Source organism: Morganella sp. TYF_1, from assembly GCF_043105645.1.
Lineage (GTDB): Bacteria > Pseudomonadota > Gammaproteobacteria > Enterobacterales > Enterobacteriaceae > Morganella > Morganella morganii_B.
On the sequence record NZ_JBICLU010000017.1, the window covers coordinates 145,912 to 165,817 of the forward strand.

Annotated in this window: 19 protein-coding genes; 11 read left to right on the plus strand and 8 right to left on the minus strand. The window is 51.9% G+C overall.

Going from position 1 to position 19,906, the window contains the following annotated elements; all coding sequences use genetic code 11:
- The first annotated feature begins 1 nt into the window (after position 1).
- The 4 genes from pstA to ACF8OF_RS08895 all read left to right on the plus strand — a co-directional run bounded on the left by pstA (position 2) and on the right by ACF8OF_RS08895 (position 2,851).
- A complete protein-coding gene (pstA, locus tag ACF8OF_RS08880; protein WP_262859607.1) occupies positions 2–889 on the plus strand; it encodes a phosphate ABC transporter permease PstA in 888 nt (295 codons plus the stop codon).
- Positions 890–920: 31 nt separating this feature from the next.
- Positions 921–1,697, plus strand: coding sequence for a phosphate ABC transporter ATP-binding protein PstB (gene pstB, locus ACF8OF_RS08885; protein ID WP_004237979.1), 777 nt, complete (start codon positions 921–923; stop codon positions 1,695–1,697).
- A 13-nt stretch (positions 1,698–1,710) separates the two neighbouring features.
- Complete coding sequence (gene phoU, locus ACF8OF_RS08890) at positions 1,711–2,481, plus strand: phosphate signaling complex protein PhoU (protein WP_025151543.1); 771 nt, start codon at positions 1,711–1,713, stop codon at positions 2,479–2,481.
- Between the two features lie 124 nt (positions 2,482–2,605).
- Entirely contained in the window at positions 2,606–2,851 is a 246-nt protein-coding gene (locus ACF8OF_RS08895; RefSeq protein ID WP_392496381.1) for a zinc-ribbon domain-containing protein, read from the plus strand.
- A 32-nt stretch (positions 2,852–2,883) separates the two neighbouring features.
- Here the strand turns inward: ACF8OF_RS08895 and ACF8OF_RS08900 are convergent, their stop codons facing one another.
- From ACF8OF_RS08900 to ACF8OF_RS08920, 5 genes are read right to left on the minus strand one after another with little or no spacing between them, the layout of a single operon-like run.
- Positions 2,884–3,573 carry a molecular chaperone gene (locus ACF8OF_RS08900; RefSeq protein ID WP_279797147.1) on the minus strand — a complete coding sequence of 230 codons (690 nt, stop codon included), beginning with the start codon at positions 3,571–3,573 and terminating at the stop codon, positions 2,884–2,886.
- A gap of 16 nt (positions 3,574–3,589) precedes the next feature.
- Positions 3,590–4,669 carry a fimbrial protein gene (locus ACF8OF_RS08905; protein WP_279797148.1) on the minus strand — a complete coding sequence of 360 codons (1,080 nt, stop codon included), beginning with the start codon at positions 4,667–4,669 and terminating at the stop codon, positions 3,590–3,592.
- Positions 4,670–4,678: 9 nt separating this feature from the next.
- Positions 4,679–7,189, minus strand: coding sequence for a fimbria/pilus outer membrane usher protein (locus tag ACF8OF_RS08910; RefSeq protein WP_392496382.1), 2,511 nt, complete (start codon positions 7,187–7,189; stop codon positions 4,679–4,681).
- 14 nt (positions 7,190–7,203) lie between these two features.
- Positions 7,204–7,896, minus strand: a complete 693-nt coding sequence (locus ACF8OF_RS08915; RefSeq protein ID WP_392496383.1) for a molecular chaperone — start codon at positions 7,894–7,896, stop codon at positions 7,204–7,206.
- Between the two features lie 55 nt (positions 7,897–7,951).
- Complete coding sequence (locus ACF8OF_RS08920) at positions 7,952–8,539, minus strand: fimbrial protein (protein ID WP_004237987.1); 588 nt, start codon at positions 8,537–8,539, stop codon at positions 7,952–7,954.
- 629 nt (positions 8,540–9,168) lie between these two features.
- Here ACF8OF_RS08920 and ACF8OF_RS08925 point away from each other — a divergent pair.
- The 4 genes from ACF8OF_RS08925 (at position 9,169) to ACF8OF_RS08940 (ending at position 13,056) form a co-directional block, all read left to right on the plus strand.
- Entirely contained in the window at positions 9,169–10,002 is an 834-nt protein-coding gene (locus tag ACF8OF_RS08925) for an ABC transporter substrate-binding protein (protein WP_392496384.1), read from the plus strand.
- 77 nt (positions 10,003–10,079) lie between these two features.
- Positions 10,080–10,817 (plus strand): amino acid ABC transporter permease, encoded by a 738-nt coding sequence (locus ACF8OF_RS08930; RefSeq protein ID WP_279797154.1) that lies wholly within the window; start codon positions 10,080–10,082, stop codon positions 10,815–10,817.
- Position 10,818: 1 nt separating this feature from the next.
- On the plus strand, positions 10,819–11,592 hold the full coding sequence (locus ACF8OF_RS08935; protein ID WP_004237990.1) for an amino acid ABC transporter permease: 774 nt from the start codon (positions 10,819–10,821) through the stop codon (positions 11,590–11,592).
- 129 nt (positions 11,593–11,721) lie between these two features.
- A complete protein-coding gene (locus tag ACF8OF_RS08940) occupies positions 11,722–13,056 on the plus strand; it encodes an NCS2 family permease (RefSeq protein WP_025151534.1) in 1,335 nt (444 codons plus the stop codon).
- Positions 13,057–13,124: 68 nt separating this feature from the next.
- Here ACF8OF_RS08940 and ACF8OF_RS08945 read toward each other — a convergent pair whose 3' ends face one another.
- Positions 13,125–14,597, minus strand: a complete 1,473-nt coding sequence (locus ACF8OF_RS08945; RefSeq protein WP_392496385.1) for a glycosyltransferase family 39 protein — start codon at positions 14,595–14,597, stop codon at positions 13,125–13,127.
- Positions 14,598–14,811: 214 nt separating this feature from the next.
- Here ACF8OF_RS08945 and yihI point away from each other — a divergent pair, with 214 nt between their 5' ends.
- The 3 genes from yihI (at position 14,812) to hemN (ending at position 17,359) form a co-directional block, all read left to right on the plus strand.
- Positions 14,812–15,315 (plus strand): Der GTPase-activating protein YihI, encoded by a 504-nt coding sequence (gene yihI / locus ACF8OF_RS08950; RefSeq protein ID WP_262859598.1) that lies wholly within the window; start codon positions 14,812–14,814, stop codon positions 15,313–15,315.
- A gap of 262 nt (positions 15,316–15,577) precedes the next feature.
- Positions 15,578–15,856, plus strand: a complete 279-nt coding sequence (locus ACF8OF_RS08955; RefSeq protein ID WP_025151531.1) for a SemiSWEET family transporter — start codon at positions 15,578–15,580, stop codon at positions 15,854–15,856.
- Between the two features lie 132 nt (positions 15,857–15,988).
- On the plus strand, positions 15,989–17,359 hold the full coding sequence (gene hemN / locus ACF8OF_RS08960; RefSeq protein WP_392496386.1) for an oxygen-independent coproporphyrinogen III oxidase: 1,371 nt from the start codon (positions 15,989–15,991) through the stop codon (positions 17,357–17,359).
- On the opposite strand, the gene glnG is transcribed toward hemN, so the two are convergent.
- Together glnG and glnL are read right to left on the minus strand one after the other, a co-directional pair.
- Positions 17,356–18,810, minus strand: coding sequence for a nitrogen regulation protein NR(I) (gene glnG, locus ACF8OF_RS08965; RefSeq protein ID WP_392496387.1), 1,455 nt, complete (start codon positions 18,808–18,810; stop codon positions 17,356–17,358). The two genes, hemN and glnG, sit on opposite strands and share 4 nt — an antisense overlap.
- 18 nt (positions 18,811–18,828) lie before the next feature.
- Positions 18,829–19,878, minus strand: a complete 1,050-nt coding sequence (gene glnL / locus ACF8OF_RS08970; RefSeq protein WP_262862830.1) for a nitrogen regulation protein NR(II) — start codon at positions 19,876–19,878, stop codon at positions 18,829–18,831.
- Positions 19,879–19,906 lie beyond the last annotated feature (28 nt).

Sequence of the window (19,906 nt, forward strand, 5' to 3'; positions counted from 1 at the left end):
GATGACTGACATGAATATTCAGCAACCGAAAGTGGATATCAGCGCACGGCAGAAACGCCAGTTCTGGCGTCGCCAGAAAAACCGCGTTGCCCTGTTTTTATCCATGTCCACTATGGCATTCGGGCTGTTCTGGTTAATCTGGATCCTGTTCTCGACTGTCACCAAAGGGATGGACGGCATGTCGCTGGCGCTGTTCACCGAAATGACACCGCCGCCGAATACCGAAGGCGGGGGTCTGGCGAACGCCATTGTCGGTTCCGGCCTGCTGATCTTGTGGGCGACCGTTATCGGAACCCCGCTCGGCATTCTTGCCGGGATTTATCTGGCGGAATACGGCCGCAAATCCTGGCTGGCGGAAGTCACCCGGTTTATTAATGACATTTTGTTATCCGCACCGTCGATTGTGGTCGGGCTGTTTGTTTACACCATCGTGGTGATGCAAATGCAGCACTTCTCCGGCTGGGCGGGGGTGATTGCTCTGGCACTGTTACAGATCCCGATTGTTATCCGCACCACGGAAAACATGCTGCGTCTGGTGCCGGACAGTCTGCGCGAAGCGGCGTATGCCCTCGGCACACCAAAATGGAAAATGATTTCAGCGATTACCCTGAAAGCCTCGGTCTCCGGGATTATCACCGGGGTGCTGCTGGCGATTGCCCGTATTGCCGGAGAAACGGCGCCGCTGCTCTTTACCTCCCTCTCCAACCAGTTCTGGAGTACGGATCTGATGCAGCCGATTGCCAACCTGCCGGTCACCATCTTCAAGTTTGCCATGAGTCCGTTTGCGGAATGGCAGAGTCTGGCCTGGGCGGGTGTCCTGCTGATCACACTGTGTGTGCTGTTAATTAATATCGTGGCGCGTGTGCTGTTTGCGAAGAAAAAGCACTGATTAAATGACTGCGGATGAATGAGAGAGAGTCATGAGTAAAATTCAAAACGTAACTGAAAGCAAAATTCAGGTTCGTGATCTGAACTTCTATTACGGTCAGTTCCACGCGCTGAAAAATATCTCGCTGGATATCGCCAAAAATAAAGTCACGGCTTTTATCGGCCCGTCCGGTTGCGGGAAATCGACCCTGCTGCGCACCTTCAACAAAATGTACGCGCTGTATAATGAACAGCGTGCGGAAGGGGAAATCCTGCTGGATGGTACCAATATTCTGACAGATACCCAGGATATCGCGTTATTACGCGCCAAAGTCGGCATGGTGTTCCAGAAACCGACGCCGTTCCCGATGTCCATCTATGACAACATTGCCTTTGGTGTCCGTCTGTTTGAAAAACTGCCGCGCGCCGAGATGGATGAGCGGGTGCAGTGGGCGCTGACCAAAGCGGCGCTGTGGAACGAAACCAAAGATAAACTGCATCAGAGTGGCTACAGCCTCTCCGGCGGTCAGCAGCAGCGTCTGTGTATTGCCCGCGGTATTGCTATCCGCCCTGAGGTTCTGCTGCTGGATGAGCCGTGCTCGGCGCTGGATCCAATTTCCACCGGGCGTATTGAAGAGCTTATCAGCGAGCTGAAATCGGAATATACCGTGGTGATCGTCACCCATAACATGCAGCAGGCGGCACGCTGTTCTGACCATACTGCGTTTATGTATCTGGGCGAACTGATTGAATTCAGTGATACTGATACCTTGTTTACCACCCCGGGCAAGAAACAAACCGAAGATTACATCACCGGTCGTTATGGCTGATGCGGAGACAATCATGGAAAATCTGAATCACAATAAACATATTTCCGGGCAGTTTAATGCTGAATTAGAGCATATCCGCACAGAAATGATGACGATGGGCGGGCTGGTGGAAGAGCAGCTCAGCAAAGCGATCACTGCTATGCATAACCAGGATGAAGACCTGGCGCGTGAGGTTATCGCCGGTGACAAGCAGGTCAACATCATGGAAGTGATGATTGATGAAGCCTGTGTCCGTATTATTGCCAAACGCCAGCCGACGGCGAGCGACCTGCGCCTGATTATGGCGATCTCCAAAACCATTGCCGAGCTGGAACGCATCGGGGATGTGGCGGACAAAATTGCCAAAACTGCGCTGGAAAAATTTTCACATCAGCATCAGCCGCTGCTGGTCAGTCTGGAATCTCTCGGCCGCCATGCCATTCAGATGCTGCATGATGTGCTGGATGCCTTTGCGCGGATGGATATTCAGGAAGCTATCCGCATCTACCGCGAAGATCAGAAAGTGGATCAGGAATATGAAGGGATTGTCCGTCAGTTAATGACCTATATGATGGAAGATCCGCGCACTATCCCGAGTGTCCTGACCGCACTGTTCTGTGCCCGCTCTATCGAGCGTATCGGTGACCGCTGCCAGAATATCTGTGAATTTATCTTCTATTACGTGAAGGGGCAGGATTTCCGTCATGTGAAAGGGGATGATGTGGAACGTATCCTGCTCGGTGAGCATGTGATTGAAGTTTCCGCGCATAGTAATAACGGCGAAAAAGGGAATGATCCGGCATAACAGGATTGCTTCTCCGGCGATATTGTCTGTTTTTGTAAAAGTCCCTGTCCTGATTTGACCCTGGAGTTAACTCCGGGGTTTATACTTTCTGAAACAGACAAAACAGTGTTTCCGGAGGTGTACGATGGGTTTATTCAGCCGGTTTTTTAACAGCGGGGGCGGATCCGGTCACGGGAACCGCAGCAGCGGTCATGGCCGCAAGCACGGTAATACGGGTTACAATAAGCATGGTCGTGACAATAATGGTTACCCGGAGCAGTTAAGCAATAACGCTGCGCAGACTATCACCGGATATTGTCAGAAATGCGGTACCGGCTATCCGCCGGACAGCCGTTTCTGCGGGCGGTGCGGTAATGCCCTCAATCCGTAAGGCAAATGCCGGTCATCACCTGACCGGCATGTTCAATTCAGTTTTTTCTCTGTCCGCACATTGCGTCCTTTATCATTAATGCTGATCAGCGTGACGGACTCTCCTGCAGATAATTGCCCTGTATATGCCACCCGGCTCTCTGAATAAGGGGCGAGCATCACGGTGCTGATATGTGACGGTGTATTATCTCCGCCGGAGACGAGCGCGGATAATGTGAAATAGTAAGGTGCCGGATTTTTCAGAATCAGCGTTTCTCCAGATAAAGAGGCAGAAATCTGTTCCGGAACCGCATCCGGCGGCAGCGAAAGGTCATCCGGCCGGTAAAACAGCTTTATCCGTGTCCGCAGGGCAAATTGCAGGGTATTACCGGTGGTGGTTGTCTTCGCCGGAATATCCACCACATTGAGATAAAAAACCGATTCCCGGTCGCGGGGCAGGCTGTTTGCCAGAACACGGATTTTCAGTTGCTGCCCGCCGCCTCCGGCGATCCGCGTCACCGGCGGCACCACCATAAACGGGGCGCTGCTGGTTTCCGGCGAGGAATTGATATCCCCCTCATCCACCCAGCTCTGCACCAGTGATGGCATGTCTCCGCTGTTGGTCAGCTGGATCTCTGCATTTTCCTGATTGCCCGGGTAAATCACCCGTGTGGTATTGATGACAACACCGGCGTATCCCGCCTGCATGCACAGGAGCAGAATGATAAGAATGCCTGTCCGCATCGTGTCCTCCGGCGGTTCAGTTGTAGGAGAAAACCAGGGTCGCGGAACTGCTCATTTTTCCCTGTGTCACCGTACCCGGACTGTAGGGATAGTAATACGCGCCGAGATCGACAGAGAAAGCCGGTGAGACTGCGCTGCCTTTGGCGGCAGTGAAAATACTGGTGGCACTGCCCTGAGCATTGGCACTGTCAGAAAACTGCACCGGGCTGCTGAGGTTACCGGCTTTCACCACGCGGAAGCCGACACCACCGGCACCGCCGGAAACGGTATTGGTCAGCACGGTTTTGTCGGACGGCTGTAAATTGGACGACGACAGGAACATGGCAATATCCCGGGACGCAGTGTTACCCGTGAGGAGGCCGTCACAGGTAAAATTGAGGCGGAACGGGGTGTATCCGGCTTTATCGGTGGTTTTAACGGCATTGATACTCATCAGCGGCAGACTGACAGTCAGCCCGGCATTGGTAAAGGTACAGGTGGTCACCGGTGGATTGTAAGTAACCTGCACCGGCTGCAAAAACATATCATTCGGATCAGCCGGCCATTGCAGCGTCAGTAAAAACTGCAAAATCTTACTGACAAGCGCAGCCAGCCAGCCCACCAGCCCCAGCGTGGTGGCATCAGAGGCAAAAATGACTGGTGTAATCGTCACTGTATCACCCGGGACTTTGGTGTAGTTACCGGTTGGTGTAGTGACGAGATCAAAACGCAGTGTGAAACCGGTATTGAGTTCTGTCCCGTTGTGAGTACCTGCTGCCAGGCCGGAAACACTCTTTTTTGTCTGAGCCGTCAGGGTGATATTGACGAGTTGTGCGCCGTTATTAAATCCGATTGTTGCTGTCCGGCCATTAAAAGGGGAGTCGATTCCGATGGTATTCGGAAACAGCACCACTGCTGTCGTACAGGTAAACTGGCCGCTGAAGTTGGTCTGAGATACTTTCGATACGGTTGTGGTGGCGCCGATCAAATCAGCCGAAAGATCCAGCACCACGGCCGGTGCTGTCTGGGTGGATGTTACCGAACAGGTGGCATAAGCGGCCCTGCTGCTTATCACCGTCAGGAATAAAAGTAATACAGCGGCGGATGTTTTCATCATTGTTTCCTTTTACCGGCAGATGTTGTGATTTTTATCCGGCGTGACCACCGGATTGCGGATAACACACTGCTGTTTCCCGTCTGCCGTCAGTTTTATAATCAGTGAGGACGGCAACTGCCCGCTTTTCAGATAGAGCAACCCGGACTGCCCGACATACCCCAGCGGCTGATGCTGTTCATCGGTCACTTCTGTGCCGAACGGCAGTGTGCCGCCGTTTTCCCGGGCCGCCCGCAGAATGAAAGTCTGGCGCGGATCGGTTTCCATGCGGATATAACTGACCGCGCCTTTATACGGGCTGACCTGACCGATATTACCGGTCACTTCGGCACCGGAACTTTTTTCTGTGTCTGACAGGGTGTAAGAGTTGGCGCGGTAAGGGACGGATTGTGTCATCAGTACCACACCCTCACTGTTTGTCAGGGATGCTTTATCGGAATTCACCATCCGGTTACCGGCCTGCGGGGCATCAATAATGGTATAGGTATTGCCGGTGTCACCGGACATGGCGATATGGCCAGGGATCGCGACGATAGTTCCTTTGGCCCCGGCACCCGCCTGACGGTAATCGTTACCCTCACTGAATGAGCCGGACAGGGTGCTGTACGGGTTGCGGTAAGTAAGGTTCGCGCCCGCCAGGTTACTGCCGCCGTTCTGGTTTGAGCCGGTCAGCGTGTAGTTAACCAAATCATCTTTACCGGCGGTTCCGCTCAGGCTGACCGTTGTTTGCTGATAACGGGAATCGGTGGCGTAAATACCGCTGCTGAGAGAGGCATTTTTGCCGAAAACAGAAATTGGCACGCTGACATTCAGGTAAAACCGGGTTTCATTTTTATCATCAAAATTGCGGGTGCGTGATGCAGACACGGTATAACTGATATCGTTATAACTGTTTGAATATCCAAGCTGATATTCCCGGTTGCTGCCGCCGGAATTCCAGTAATCCCGGTGTGTGCCGGAGATATAAATCACCCCCCGGTTCTCGCCCAGATACTGATTTAAATTCACGGTGAAGGTATTTTTAGCCCGCGCACCGCGCATGGCATCCATCGTCATCAGATCCGGTATTTGACGCGGCGTGTTATCGGTGAGGTTTTCCTGTTCATTACGGTAAGCATCCCACGCCCGGTAGTTATCCTGCTGATAGATAGCGTCGGTGAAACTGTAAAAATTCCCGGTGGAGTAGCGGTATGTCGCGAGAGTCAGGTTTGTTGAGGTGGTGCTGACAAACTTACTGTAGGCAATACGATAGCTCTGGCCGCTTTTGCGGCCGGTTTTAAAGTCCGCATCCGCCTGTGTCACATCAACAGAAAGCGCACCAAACGGCAGATTCCAGGCGCTTCCCGCCAGAAGAGAGCGGTAATCTTTTCCGGCAATCCCGCCGGTATACAGTGTCACGGTATTATTCAGCCCGTAACGGAATTCCCCCTGCACAAACGCCGGGCGGTAGTGTGTATTATCCAGCCGGGCCTGACCGGCGGTCAGACTGTAATTATAAATTCCCTCTTTCAGCATATCGGGCACAGCGGAGAAGGGGACGGTAAATGATTCTTTCCGTCCGTCCGCTTCCTGAATAATGACAGAAAAATCGCCGCTGCCGCCGGTCGGCTGAATATCACGGAACATAAACTCACCCGGCGGCACGTTTTCCTGAAAAATAAGATTTCCGTTCTGGTAAATACTGACGAGGGCATTCGTCTGAGCAACACCCCGGATGATTGGTGCGAATCCCTGACCGGATGGCGGCAGCATATTCATATCCGTTGCCAGTGATGCGCCTCTGAATTTAAAACTGCCGAACAGAGAAGGCGGTGTATAAAAATCCCCCAGCGTCAGCGCAGATAAAATACGGCTGATCGGACGGTAAAGGTAACGGCTGTTATTTTTCCAGCCTTTCTGTCCGCCGGAATAAGAGGTATAAACCGATTCATCGCGGAATTGCCAGACACCGAGGTTCAGCCCGGAATTTACCGTGGCAAAAAAGCTGTCATTACTCTGTTTGTTATTCTTTTTTTGTCTGGCGTTATAGTAATTGACGTTATAGCCGAGAATAACGGCAGGCTGCCCGTGATCCCATAATTCCGGGTCAATATAACCGGCATCGGCAGTCTTTACCCCGATTTGCGGCACGGACAAATCTAACCGCAATGTACTTTTATTCAGGTGATGAGTCAGTCCGGCAGTCAGCTCATCTGCCGGTACCGGTTGTTTCTCTGCGGATAATTTTTTCGCATCATCTGAAAGATTCAGTCCGAGCTTATTAATATCCGCCGGCTGAAAATTCAGGGTATTATTATGCTCTCCCACTTCAACGGTAAACTGGCCTTTCCAGGTGTTATTGACATAAACGTCCATCAGCTGATCGCCGGACGGTAGTGTATTTTCCTGATATAAACGTGAAATATCCCCTTTAGCGGATTCACCGGCCAGCAGGGTGGTATCGAATTCTTCCGTAACGCCTTCGCGGGGATAGCTCCATAATCCGGCAATAATCAGAATCGGCAGGCAGTGTTGTGTTTTCACGTTATTATCGTCCGTCAGAAGGTAATATTCTTCGACTTATACACACCGTAATCATCGACATAGGTTACTGAGGCATTACGGGCCGCGGGTTTATTTTTCAGTGGTAATTGTTTCTCAGAAAAGGGCGGGATCATGTCGGATGCCGCCAGCCATGTGCGGCTGCTGTCATTGGCATTGACTGCCGCAATAGTAAAATGGTACGGAGAATTATTGGTGACAGATAAATGATCACCATTAAGCTGCCACTGAATATTATCAATGACGGTTTCCGGGTTTGCGGTCAGCCCGGCAGGGCGGTAAAACAGCTTTATCCGTGACCGCAGGGCCACCTGTAACACACTTTTTCCTTTGGCATTGGCGGGTGTGGCCGGAATATCCAGCACACTGAGATAAAAGACACTTTCCCGGTCATCCGGCAGTTTTTCATTATTTTTCTTTATTTTAAGCTGCTGCCCCTGCATTCCGTCTATTTTGACAATCGGCGGATAAACATAAAACGGCGAACGGCTGTTTTCCGGTGTGGCATTAATATCACCGTCATCTGTCCAGCTCTGAGCTAATGATGATGTCTGGCTGTTGTTATTCAGCTGAACAGTAATGCTGTCATTTTCTTCATGATAAATAAGCCGCGTCCCGTTAATCACGATATTAGCGGCGGCATTACCGGATAAAATAAGTATCATCAGAAAAAAGAATCGGCGTTTCATTATATTCCCCTGTAAACAGTCAGGCTTTTTGACAAGCCTGACTGTCTGACAATGGTTATAAATAAGAGACTGTATAAATCACGTTGGAATGTACAGGCCCGACTTTTGCTGGAGAGGTATTGGTTTTGTAATAACTGGCAATTAATGTCACCTGATCCGATGCCGGAGCGGTTTTATCTCCCTTCACTCCGGTGTCATATGCTGCATTCAGTGAAAGTGCCACTGACGGTGCGGTTGTTGACGATAAACTGAACCCGACATTTTTCGCGACGGACGGATCCCCTTCATTAACAGTATCGTTAATCAGGTAATTTCCGGTTGACGATATATTGTTGGGGGATGCGAAATGTATTTTCAGGTTACTTCCGGGCGGTACTGATGCGGGCGCACAATCAGAGAATGTCATGGTAAAGGCTTTCTGATTTTTGGTAATGACGGTATTTGCGGTTACCCCGGCATCCGTTACGGTAATCGGATCTAATAATACGGCGAAGTCGGCGCTGTTGCCTCCGTTTATGGTACAGGTGGTATCACTGATAGCACCTGTGATGTTTATAATTCCGCCCGCAGCGGTGACCGCAGACGCTGAACCTGAAAAAAAGGCGGCAGAAACTAATGCCGTAATAAGCGTTTTCTTTAACATGGTTAACTCCGGTAAAAATAAGATACCAGACTGACAAAAATAAGAGGCTATTTTTGCGGATTTTCATTTAAAGAGACCAATAATAATCAGTCTCTTTAAATTTAGAATCATCAGGTATATTTACCAGTACTTAATTTTGAATTTTACAGATATGTGATTATTGTCAAAATTTATAAATTTACACGCTCAGAATGTGTATTTTTTTCATAAGTTCGAATTCATTTTTTATTTTGGTGGCAATGGAAAGATAAATATACAGATAATAAGATGTGATTATTTATTAACAGGTTGCTGATAAATAATTTCTTTTGGATATTAATTTTAATTAACGGCAGTATGGGTTGTTAAGTATCGCTTATCAGGATCATGTAATATTTCAGCGGGGAAAATAACGTATGATTTTATTTCAATAAATAATCATAAATTATGTAATTAGTTTTTTTAATAAGAATGGATGGATTACAAATAACAGGTGTTATTGAGGGAGGCAGTCTGTTCTGCGTTCATCTTAGAACAATCAGTTATGGAATTATTCTTTCTTAGTATTTCAGGAACTAAGCAGGAGTTGGTAGCGTGAGAGTGTGATTTACACAAATTGACGTTTTCCGTGACTGATTCCAGGGGTGTGTATGAAACCGACATTATTTGTTCCGGCTCTGCTTGCCGGTTTAGCGTTAGTAAGTGGTACCGCACAGGCTGATAAGCTTGATGATATTCAGAAGGCCGGTGTGATCCGTATTTCGGTTTTTGACAGCAACCCGCCGTTCGGCTTTATCGATCCGCAGACCAAAAAACTGGCCGGTTATGACGTGGATATTGCACAGGCCGTTGCTGATGACCTCGGTGTGAAGCTGGAACTGCGCCCGACCAACCCCGCAAACCGTATTCCGCTGCTGGTCTCCGGCAAAGTGGATTTAATCGGGGCGAACTTCACGATTACCGATGAGCGTGCCAAACAGGTGGATTTTTCCATTCCTGATTTTCAGACCGGACAAAAATTTATTGCCCGCAAAGGCGTGCTGAAAACCCCGGAAGATGTGGCAAAACTGCGCATCGGTGCGGATAAAGGCACCGTTCAGGAAGTGACGCTGCGCGAGAAATATGCGGGTACCAAAGTGATTTCTTATGATGATACCCCGCTGGCGTTCGCCGCGCTGCGTAATGGTAACGTTGATGCTATCACGCAGGATGATGCCAAACTGGTCGGGCTGCTGGGTAACCTGCCGGAGTCAGTAAAAGCGGAGTTTGAACTCTCGCCGTTCAGTCTGACCCGTGAATACCAGGCACTGGCGGCACCGAAAGGGGAAACCCGTCTGGTGGAAGCGGTAAACAAAACCCTGCTGAAACTCGAAAGTGAGGGCAAATCACAGCAGATTTATAACCAGTGGTTTGGTCCGGGCACCAAAGCCGAACAACCGCGCGGTGAATTTAAGTTTGCTCCGCTGGCTGATCAGCCGAAGTAATGTGAGTGTGTTTTCTGAATCAGGCCTCACTCCGGTGAGGCTTCCTGCATTTCTGCGGCAACAGACGGGATGAGCGGATGTTTGAGCAATTTATAAGTGCGCACTTACTTGCGCCGGAATATCTGGGGTGGCTGGGGCAGGGGTTTGTGATCACCCTGCTTATCTCATTCTGGACGATTCTCGCGGCGACACTGCTGGGTTTTCTGCTGGTGGCCGGGCGGGACAGTCAGTTCGCGCCGCTCCGCTGGTTAGTCAGTGCTTACACCAGTGTATTCCGGAATACGCCGCTGCTGGTGCAGCTGTTTTTCTGGTATTTCGCTTCCGGGGAAATTCTGCCGCAGGCGCTGAAAATCTGGCTGAATACGCCGCATGAAATTGAACTGGCGGGGCTGACACTCGCCTGGCCGTCATTTGAATTTATCGCCGGATGGTTCGGGCTGACACTCTATTCCGCGCCGTTTATTGCGGAAGAATTACGGGCGGGGATTGCCGGGGTCGGGCGTCAGCAAAAATCAGCCGCGCTGGCGCTCGGGCTGACACCGTGGCAGTCCATGTGTTATGTGGTGCTGCCGCAGGCGGTCAGAATCGCCATGCCGCCGCTGCTCGGGCAGTATATGAATGTAGTGAAAAACTCGTCCCTGACGATGGCAATCGGGGTGGCTGAACTCTCTTATGCATCACGTCAGGTGGAAAGTCAGTCCTTGCAAACCTTTGAAGCCTTCGGGGTTGCGACGATCCTCTATATCGCCATTATTGCGGTGATGGAAGCCTTCGGGCAGTGGCGGACACAACGGGCGCTGGCACAGGGGCATTAAGATGGATTTTTCCGTAATTCGTGATAACTGGGAATACCTGCTGTTCGGTACGTTCCCGGACGGCCCGCTTGAGGGCGCGGCACTGACACTGGTGATCAGCCTGATTGCCGGGGCCATTTCTGTCGTGCTCGGGACTATCGGCGGGGTGATGCTGGCAATGCTGCGTGGCTGGTGGGTAAACCTGTTCGCGGCATTTCTCGGGTTTTTCCGTGCGATTCCCATCATTATGCTGATATTTTGGGTCTATTTCCTGCTGCCGATCGCCTTTGGTGTGGATGTGCCGGAAATCACCACGGTAGTCTGTGCGCTGGCGCTGGTCACCTCTGCTTATATTGCCCACGGTGTGAAGGCCGGTATTCTGGCGATCGGCAAAGGGCAGTGGCAGGCGGGGATGTCCCTCGGTTTCAGCCGGTGGGAAGTGCTGTGGCATATTGTGTTGCCGCAGGCGCTGCGGATGATGATCCCGTCCTTTATTAATCAGTGGATTGCGCTGATTAAAGACACCTCGCTGGCCTATATCGTCGGTGTGGGGGAGTTGTCATTCCTCGCGTCTCAGGTCAATAACCGCAGTATGGTCTACCCGACAGAGATTTTCCTGTTTGTCGCTTTTATCTATTTTGTGATGTGTTCGGGGCTGGAGTTGGGGGCAAATGCCCTGATGCGCCGTTATTCATTACAGCGGCAGCCTCGTCAGTCATGGCTTGCCCGCCTGTTTGGCAGGGGAAGAGAGAAACCGGTGCGGCTGTCAGAAAAACCGGCATCCTGTTCATCATAAGTTTGATCAATAACAATCCCGGCATCGTTAATGGCCGGGATTTTCCCGCAATGAAACGCAAACGTTTTCTTTTTTAAAATGATGCGGTAGGATAAGCCGAAAAAAACAAATTTCCGGGACTCCTTATTCATGACTACTCCGACTTCCGGCACTGATCCTCATCAGGGCCTGCTCCAGCGCGTGTTTAAATTACAGGAACACGGCACCACTGTCCGCACAGAAGTTATTGCCGGGCTGACCACTTTCCTCACCATGGTGTATATCATCTTTGTAAACCCGCAGATCCTCTCGTTCGCCGGGATGGATATCAAAGCGGTGTTTGTCACCACCTGTCTGATTGCGGCCATCGGCAGTATCGGGATGGGGTTATTTGCTAACCTGCCGGTGGCGGTTGCGCCGGCAATGGGGCTGAATGCCTTTTTCGCCTTTGTGGTGGTGGGTGCAATGCACTACTCCTGGGAAGTGGCGATGGGCGCGATTTTCTGGGGCGCGGTCGGGTTGTTTATTCTGACCTTACTGCGCATCCGTTACTGGCTGATTGCTCATATCCCGCTGAGTCTGCGGGTCGGGATCACCAGCGGTATCGGGCTGTTTATCGCCATGATGGGACTGAAAAACGCCGGTATTATTGTGCCGAACCCGGATACCCTGGTGACTATCGGTAAGTTTACCGATCACAGTGTGGTGCTGGGGGCGCTGGGCTTCTTTATTATCGCCATTCTGGCGGCGCGTAATATTCACGCGGCGGTGCTGGTCTCGATTGTGGTGACAACCTCCATCGGGCTTTTCCTCGGGGATGTCACTTACAAGGGCGTGTTTGATGTACCGCCGGGAATTACCTCGGTTGTCGGCCATGTCGATATCATGGGTGCGCTGGATGTATCCCTCGCCGGGATTATCTTCTCGTTTATGCTGGTGAACCTGTTTGATTCCTCCGGCACGCTGATCGGCGTGACTGATAAGGCCGGGCTGGCGGATGAAAAAGGCCGTTTCCCGAACATGAAAAAAGCGCTGTATGTGGACAGTATCAGTTCCGTCGCCGGTTCTGCGATGGGGACATCCTCTGTGACCGCATTTATTGAAAGTACTTCCGGGGTTTCTGTCGGCGGCCGTACCGGCCTGACCGCCATTGTGGTCGGCCTGCTGTTCCTCGCGGCGATCTTTATTTCGCCGCTGGCAGCCATGGTACCGGCTTATGCGACTGCCGGGGCGCTGATTTATGTCGGCGTGCTGATGACCTCCAGCCTGGTGCGCGTGAACTGGAATGATCTGACCGAATCGGTTCCGGCGTTTGTGACTGCCGTGATGATGCCGTTCAGTTTCTCTATCACTGAAGGGATTGCATTAGGGTTTATCGCTTACTGTGCAATGAAGCTGGGTACCGGTCGCTGGCGTGAGCTGAACCTGTGTGTGGTGGTGGTATCACTGCTGTTTATTCTGAAAATGGTGTTTGTGGACGCTTGATTCAGGCCTGTCAGTAAGATGTGAAAAAACCGCGCGGTGAATACCGGCGCGGTTTTTTTGTCTCTGTTTTATTGCTCCGGATAAACAATTCCCAGGCAGACGGCTTCTTCTTTTGCGCCGGGCTGTGACTGATATATGACCTGTTTCCGTTTCCCGATAACCAGATCCGGCCAGTCTTCCAGTGCGCCGGTAAAGGATTCCTGCGCACAGGTACGATTCTCGTGTCCGATCAGCAGTGCGCCGTGACGGCGGATATCATCACGGGTGACATGCAGGTTATAAATATTGGTTACCCGGTAGCCATGACCAGATTCATTGATCCACGGCTGGAGTGTTTCCGGCTGGTGCTTACCGTAAAACGTCACCCATTCATGCAGATATTCCCCGCCGGTGTATATCAGCGGTTTTCCGGTTTCCTGCTCCCACCAGCTTTCTGCCTCAGCGGTGAAGGTTTTCAGCCCGGTATTTTTCTGGCCGGCGTCACGGATATTGAATCCCATCACTGCGGTATAGCCCGTGATAACGATAACGGCAAAAATGATCAGCCCGTTCATGACGTTTTTCAGCGGTTTGACCGGCGGGGTAACCACCGAGCAGATCAGTGCAGGAATACACAGCAGAACAAAGGGTTGCAGCCACTCGGTAATACGTCCGCCCTGATGAAACGTGAACCAGACATAAATCACCGCGAGTGGTGCCAGAATCATAATATTGATAAGCCGTTTTGCCTGCGCTTTCGGCCAGCCGAAACGACCGCCCTTCAGGCGGATAATGACGGCGATAATGATCAGCGGATAGAACACGGTAAACAGTGAACCGGTGGTTTTCAGGGTAAGGCCGGTTTTAATTTGTGAATCAACCCACTTAAAGGCGGCAAAATCATTATTGACCAGCCAGATAACATTCGGGACGATCAGTGCAAACCAGATGGCTATCGCAGCATAAAACCAGGGGGAACGGTAACTTTCCCGTGCTTTCGGCACAAACAGGGTGAAGAGAAAGACCATCCCGACCAGTGCGAGCGTGGAATATTTCCCCATGGTCGCCAATCCGGATGTCAGTGCAAAGCCCATCCACCAGGCAGGATTGTCATAAACGGCGCGGACAAAAAAGTACAGCATCCACGGCCAGAAGGTCACCAGGATATAGTTATCATTGTAAGGGATTAAATCGAAATTGATGATCCCCGACAGATTCAGCGACAACAGTGCCAGCCAGGCAAAATCAGTACGCTGTGTGAGGTGGTGTGTCAGATACCATACGCCCCCCATACCGATACCAATGCCGGTAAAGTGGATGAAGTACCAGTAGAAATCGGCGGCAATCAGATCAGGGAAGGCGATGACCGGATACATCAGCATACCGACCAGCCACGGATTTTTCGGCGCACCCCATTCACCGGTTTTGCCCCAGTTCAGGGCTTCCACGGCATCGTAGGGCACCGTCGGATCCAATCCGTAGCTGACAATAATCCAGAGCGTGACATAAGCTGTGACCCAAAACCAGACAGGGCGGTGCGACGTTTGTTGTGAAAAGTGCATAATTCTATATCTTGGTTAAAATAATGGCTGTGTTCATTATTCACCCGGAGGCGAAATGATGGATCGTTTTGACGGAAATCAGGGTAAACTAGCCGCCAGCGAATCATTGTCATGGCTGCGGGCGTCCGGAAGCCATGAATATAGTTTTGTACTGTTCATTTACACGGTAAATGTTAACACAAATTAATCAGTTATTTTTAAGCGAGTAAGGTATATGGCCGCTATTTCAAAAAAACCATCCCGGTCACGGACACCAAAGAAAAGCCGTGAGGAGCTCAACGCGGAAGGCCGTGAACGTAAACGGCAGAAAAAACACCGCGGCAATCCGTCCGGTGCCCGTCAGCAGGATGATGCCCGCAAGACCGGTCGTGGTGCGGATAATGCGGTTGCTGATCCGCGTATCGGCAGTAAAAAACCGGTTCCGCTGTTTGCGGAAGGTAAAACCTCCGTTAAACCGGCAGCAAAAAAACCGGCTCAGCCGGTCAAAGCCGGATTATCTCCTGAAGAGGAACTGGCAAAACTCGAGAACGACGAGCGCCTCGATGCATTACTGCTGCGCCTTGAGAACAACGAAACCCTGACCGCAGAAGAAAACACCTACGTTGATACCCTGCTGGAACGTATCGACGCACTGATGGAAAAACTCGGTATTTCTCTTGATGAAGATGATGATGAAGAGAAAACCGATGACATCATGCAACTGCTGAAAGGTCGCTGATCCTCCGTTATTTTACTGACACCGGCGGCACCGTATCAAAACCGGCGTAACGGGTGACTGTTATGCCGGTTTTCTTATTTTAAGCGTACGCGTTTGCCGTGTTATCTGCCTTAATGGAGGATTAAATACTGCCCGGTGGCGGCTATCTGTAATATTAATGCTGTTTTTCTGTGACAGTACTGGCAGATATATTATTGAAAATAATAAATAATTCCCAAGAATAATACAGGATTATGCTGATACTGTTCTCCGGGAGAAACCCATGGGTAATACCAAACGTCCGCCGCACGACCACAGCCGCTTTATCCGCTGCCTCGGCTGGGTGGCAACCTTTACGGCATTCTGTATGTATGTCTCCTATATTCCTCAGATCATGGATAACCTTGCGGGGCATAAAACATCACCGTTACAGCCGCTGGCTGCTGCATTTAACTGTACGCTCTGGGTGATTTACGGCATTAAAGTGAAAGATCTGCCGGTTGCGGTCGCCAATGCCCCCGGTGTTCTGTTCGGACTAGCGGCAATGCTGACCGCCTTATAGCGATCTGCCTGATTATCCGTCTGTGGCACGATCATATTAATCGGGCGGCAGATCCGATAAACTGTGCGGCACACAAAACCGTCAGAGAACGGAAATACATTAATTCTGCAAAGGTGAGGCAAAGGGGAGAGCATGTCTGACGCGATCATCTGGGATCTGGCATTGATCCGGAAATATAACTATTCCGGTCCGCGATACACGTCGTATCCGACCGCACTGGAATTTAATCAGCAGTACAGTGACAGTGATTTTATCGCCTCAGCAAACCGCTATCCGCAGCGCCCGCTGTCGTTATATGTGCATATCCCGTTCTGCCATAAGTTATGTTACTTCTGCGGTTGTAATAAATTAGTCACCCGGCAGAAGCATAAGGCGGATGAATATCTGGCCGTGCTGGAGAAAGAAATCGCCGCCCGTGCCCCGCTGTTTGCCGGACGTGAAGTGCATCAGATGCACTGGGGCGGTGGTACGCCGACCTATCTCGATAAAGCGCAGATCAGCCGTCTGACCGGCATGCTGCGTCAGTATTTCCGCTTTGCGCCGGATGCTGAGCTTTCCATTGAAATCGATCCGCGTGAAATCGAGCTCGATGTTATCGACCATCTGCGGGCGGAAGGATTTAACCGCCTGAGTATGGGGGTTCAGGATTTCAACAAAGAAGTGCAGCGCCTGGTCAACCGCGAGCAGGATGAAGCGACGATTTTTGCCCTGGTGGAGCGTGCCCGCGCAACCGGGTTTGAATCCGTCAGTATCGACCTGATTTACGGGCTGCCGAAGCAGACGCCGGAAAGTTTTGCCTTTACCCTGAAACGGGTGGCGGAACTGTCACCGGATCGCCTGAGTGTCTTTAACTATGCGCATCTGCCGAACCTGTTTGCCGCCCAGCGGAAAATCAAAGATGAAGACCTGCCTTCTGCAGAGCAGAAACTGACGATTTTACAGCAGACAATTGAAAACCTGACCGGCAGCGGTTATCAGTTTATCGGGATGGATCACTTCGCCAAACCGGATGATGAGCTGGCGATCGCCCAGAACAACGGCATCCTGCACCGTAATTTCCAGGGGTACACCACCCATGAGGAGTGTGATTTGCTGGGCTTTGGTGTTTCCGCGATCAGCATGCTGGGTGACCACTATGCCCAGAACCAGAAAGACCTGAAAACCTGGTATGCACAGGTGGAAGAGCGCGGTAACGGGCTGTGCCGGGGTCTGGTGCTGACGGAGGAAGACTGCCTGCGCCGGGATGTGATTAAGGCGCTGATCTGCAACTTCCGGCTGGATTATGCACAGATTGAAAAACAGTATGACCTGGATTTTAAAACCCATTTTGCCGAAGATCTGCAATTATTGCAGCCGATGGCGGATGACGGGCTGGTTGAGATCCGCGACGATGCCCTGGTGGTCACGCCGCGCGGGCGGCTGCTTATCCGTAATATCTGTATGTGTTTTGATACCTATCTGCGCAATCAGATGCGTCAGCGTCAGTTCTCCCGCGTAATTTAATCTGTTTCCGGGGTTGATGCGGTGTCATCAATCCCGGCCTCTTTCAGTTTCCGCGTCAGCGTATTACGCCCCCAGCCCAGCAGACGGGCGGCATCCTGCTTGTGCCCGTTGCTGTAATTCAGTGCGCACTGCAGCAGGGTACGTTCAAACAGCGGCAGAGCATCCGCCAGCAGATCGGTTTTTCCGGCCCGTAACTGTGCATCCGCCCACTGCGCCAGTTGCTGATCCCAGTTGCCGGCTGCCGGATGATGGCTGTGCTCACTGCGGATATGTTCTCCGGCGGCAGTCATGGTCAGGTCGGCAGGCAGATCCTGCGGCAGTACTTCCTGGGTGGCAGACATCACGGTCAGCCAGCGGCAGACGTTTTCCAGCTGACGGACGTTACCGGACCACGGCAGCTGCATCAGCAGCGCTTCGGTATCCGGATGCAGGGATTTTGCTTCTGTTCCCAGCTCTTTTGCGGTTTTTTGCAGAAAATAGCGTGTCAGGCGCGGAATATCTCCCGGCCGTTCCCGCAGCGGCGGCAGCTGCATGCGGATAACATTCAGGCGGTGGAACAGGTCTTCACGGAATTTACCTTCCGTCACCAGCCGCTCCAGATCCTGATGGGTGGCGGCAATAATTCTCACATCCACCTTCACCGGTGCGTAACCGCCGACACGGTAAAACTGGCCTTCCGCCAGCACCCGCAGCAGCCGGGTCTGAATATCGAGCGGCATATCACCAATTTCGTCAAGAAACAGTGAGCCGCCGTCCGCCTGTTCAAAACGCCCCTGCCGTACCTGTGATGCCCCGGTAAACGCTCCTTTTTCATGACCGAAGAGTTCTGATTCAATTAAATCTTTCGGGATCGCCGCCATATTGAGGGCGATAAACGGCGCATCCGCCCGCGGGCTGTGATGGTGCAGGGCGTGCGCCACCAGCTCTTTCCCGGTCCCGGATTCGCCGTTAATCAGCACACTGATGGAGGAGCGCGATAACCGGCCTATCACCCGGTACACCTCCTGCATGGCGGCGGATTCACCGATAATGCCGGACACCGGATCGGCAGCCGCTTCCTGCCGTACCGGCAGATGCTGCTCGCGGTAATGTTCCAGGGCGCGGGCCACCAGCGTAACGGCATCATCAATATCAAAGGGTTTCGGCAGATAATCAAACGCGCCCTGCTGGTAAGCATTTACGGCAGCATCCAGGTCGGAGTGGGCGGTCATAATAATCACCGGCAGCAACGGGTTATGCTGTTTGACCGCCGCCAGTAGAGACAGGCCGTCCATGCCCGGCATCCGGATATCGGAGATCAGCACGTCCGGTTGTCCGCTGCCCAGCGCCGCAAGAGCATTCTCCGCACTGTCAAAACAGACACAGGTATAACCGGCGCTGCTCAGTGCGCGTTCAAGCACCCAGCGGATCGCGCTGTCATCATCAACGACCCAGATTTTTCCCGGCGGCATATGATCTCCTCAACAGGCTTACTGACGGATTGGCAGATAAAGTGAAAACAAGGTGTGGCCCGGCCAGCTGCTGAACTCAATCTTGCCGTTATGCTGATCGATAAGATTGCGGGCAATGGATAAACCGAGCCCGGAGCCGCCTTCACGACCGCTGACCATCGGGTAGAACAGGGTATCCAGGATATGTGGCGGGATACCCGGGCCGTTGTCCTCAATATCAATCCGGGCGGCCAGCCGGTAGCGTTCGCCGTGCAGCATCACCCGGAATGCGGTACGGGTGCGCAGAATAATGGTGCCGCCTGCGCTGTGCAGGGCTTCCAGGGCATTGCGCATGATATTGAGGATAACCTGCTCGATTTGGTCGGGATAATGCGATAACTCCGGCAAACTGGGATCGTAATCTTTGATCAGCGTGATATTGTCCGGTTTTTCCAGATTGATGAGCTGGAAGACCCGCTCCGCCACATGATGAATACTCTGCAGGCTTTTCTGCCCCGGATGCTGAGGACCGAGAAGGCGATCAACCAGTGCCCGCAGGCGATCGGCCTGCTCGATAATCACCTGTGTGTATTCCTGAAGTGCCGGATCCGGCAAAGCGCGGGATAACAGTTGTGCGGCACCACGCAGCCCGCCGAGCGGGTTTTTGATTTCGTGTGCCAGTCCGCGCACCAGGTCACGGGCAGCCGCCTGCTGTGCCTGCTGTAACTGTTCCTGGGTAATGCGCCGGTGACTGTCGAGCGGTGTCAGTTCCAGCAGAATAAAATCGCCGGATACCGGCTGGGCACTCAGCGAAAGCGCGTGCATCTGGTTATTCACCACCAGAGTTACATCGTTGTCAGTAAAGCTGTGACCTTCTGCCAGTGTGGCCTGTAATGTGGCAGTATCGAGGGAAAGGTAACTGTATAAAATAGGGAGCGGTGTGCCGGTGAGTTTACGGGCACTCTGGGCAAACAACTGCATAGCAGACTGGTTGGCGTAGCGGATAATTAAATCGTTATCCAGCAGCAGGACACTGTTAATCAGTGAATCAAGGAGCTGATCTGCCTGCGGTTTGTTATCCGGGTTCATTGTCATCCACCTTTTTGCACCAATTTGG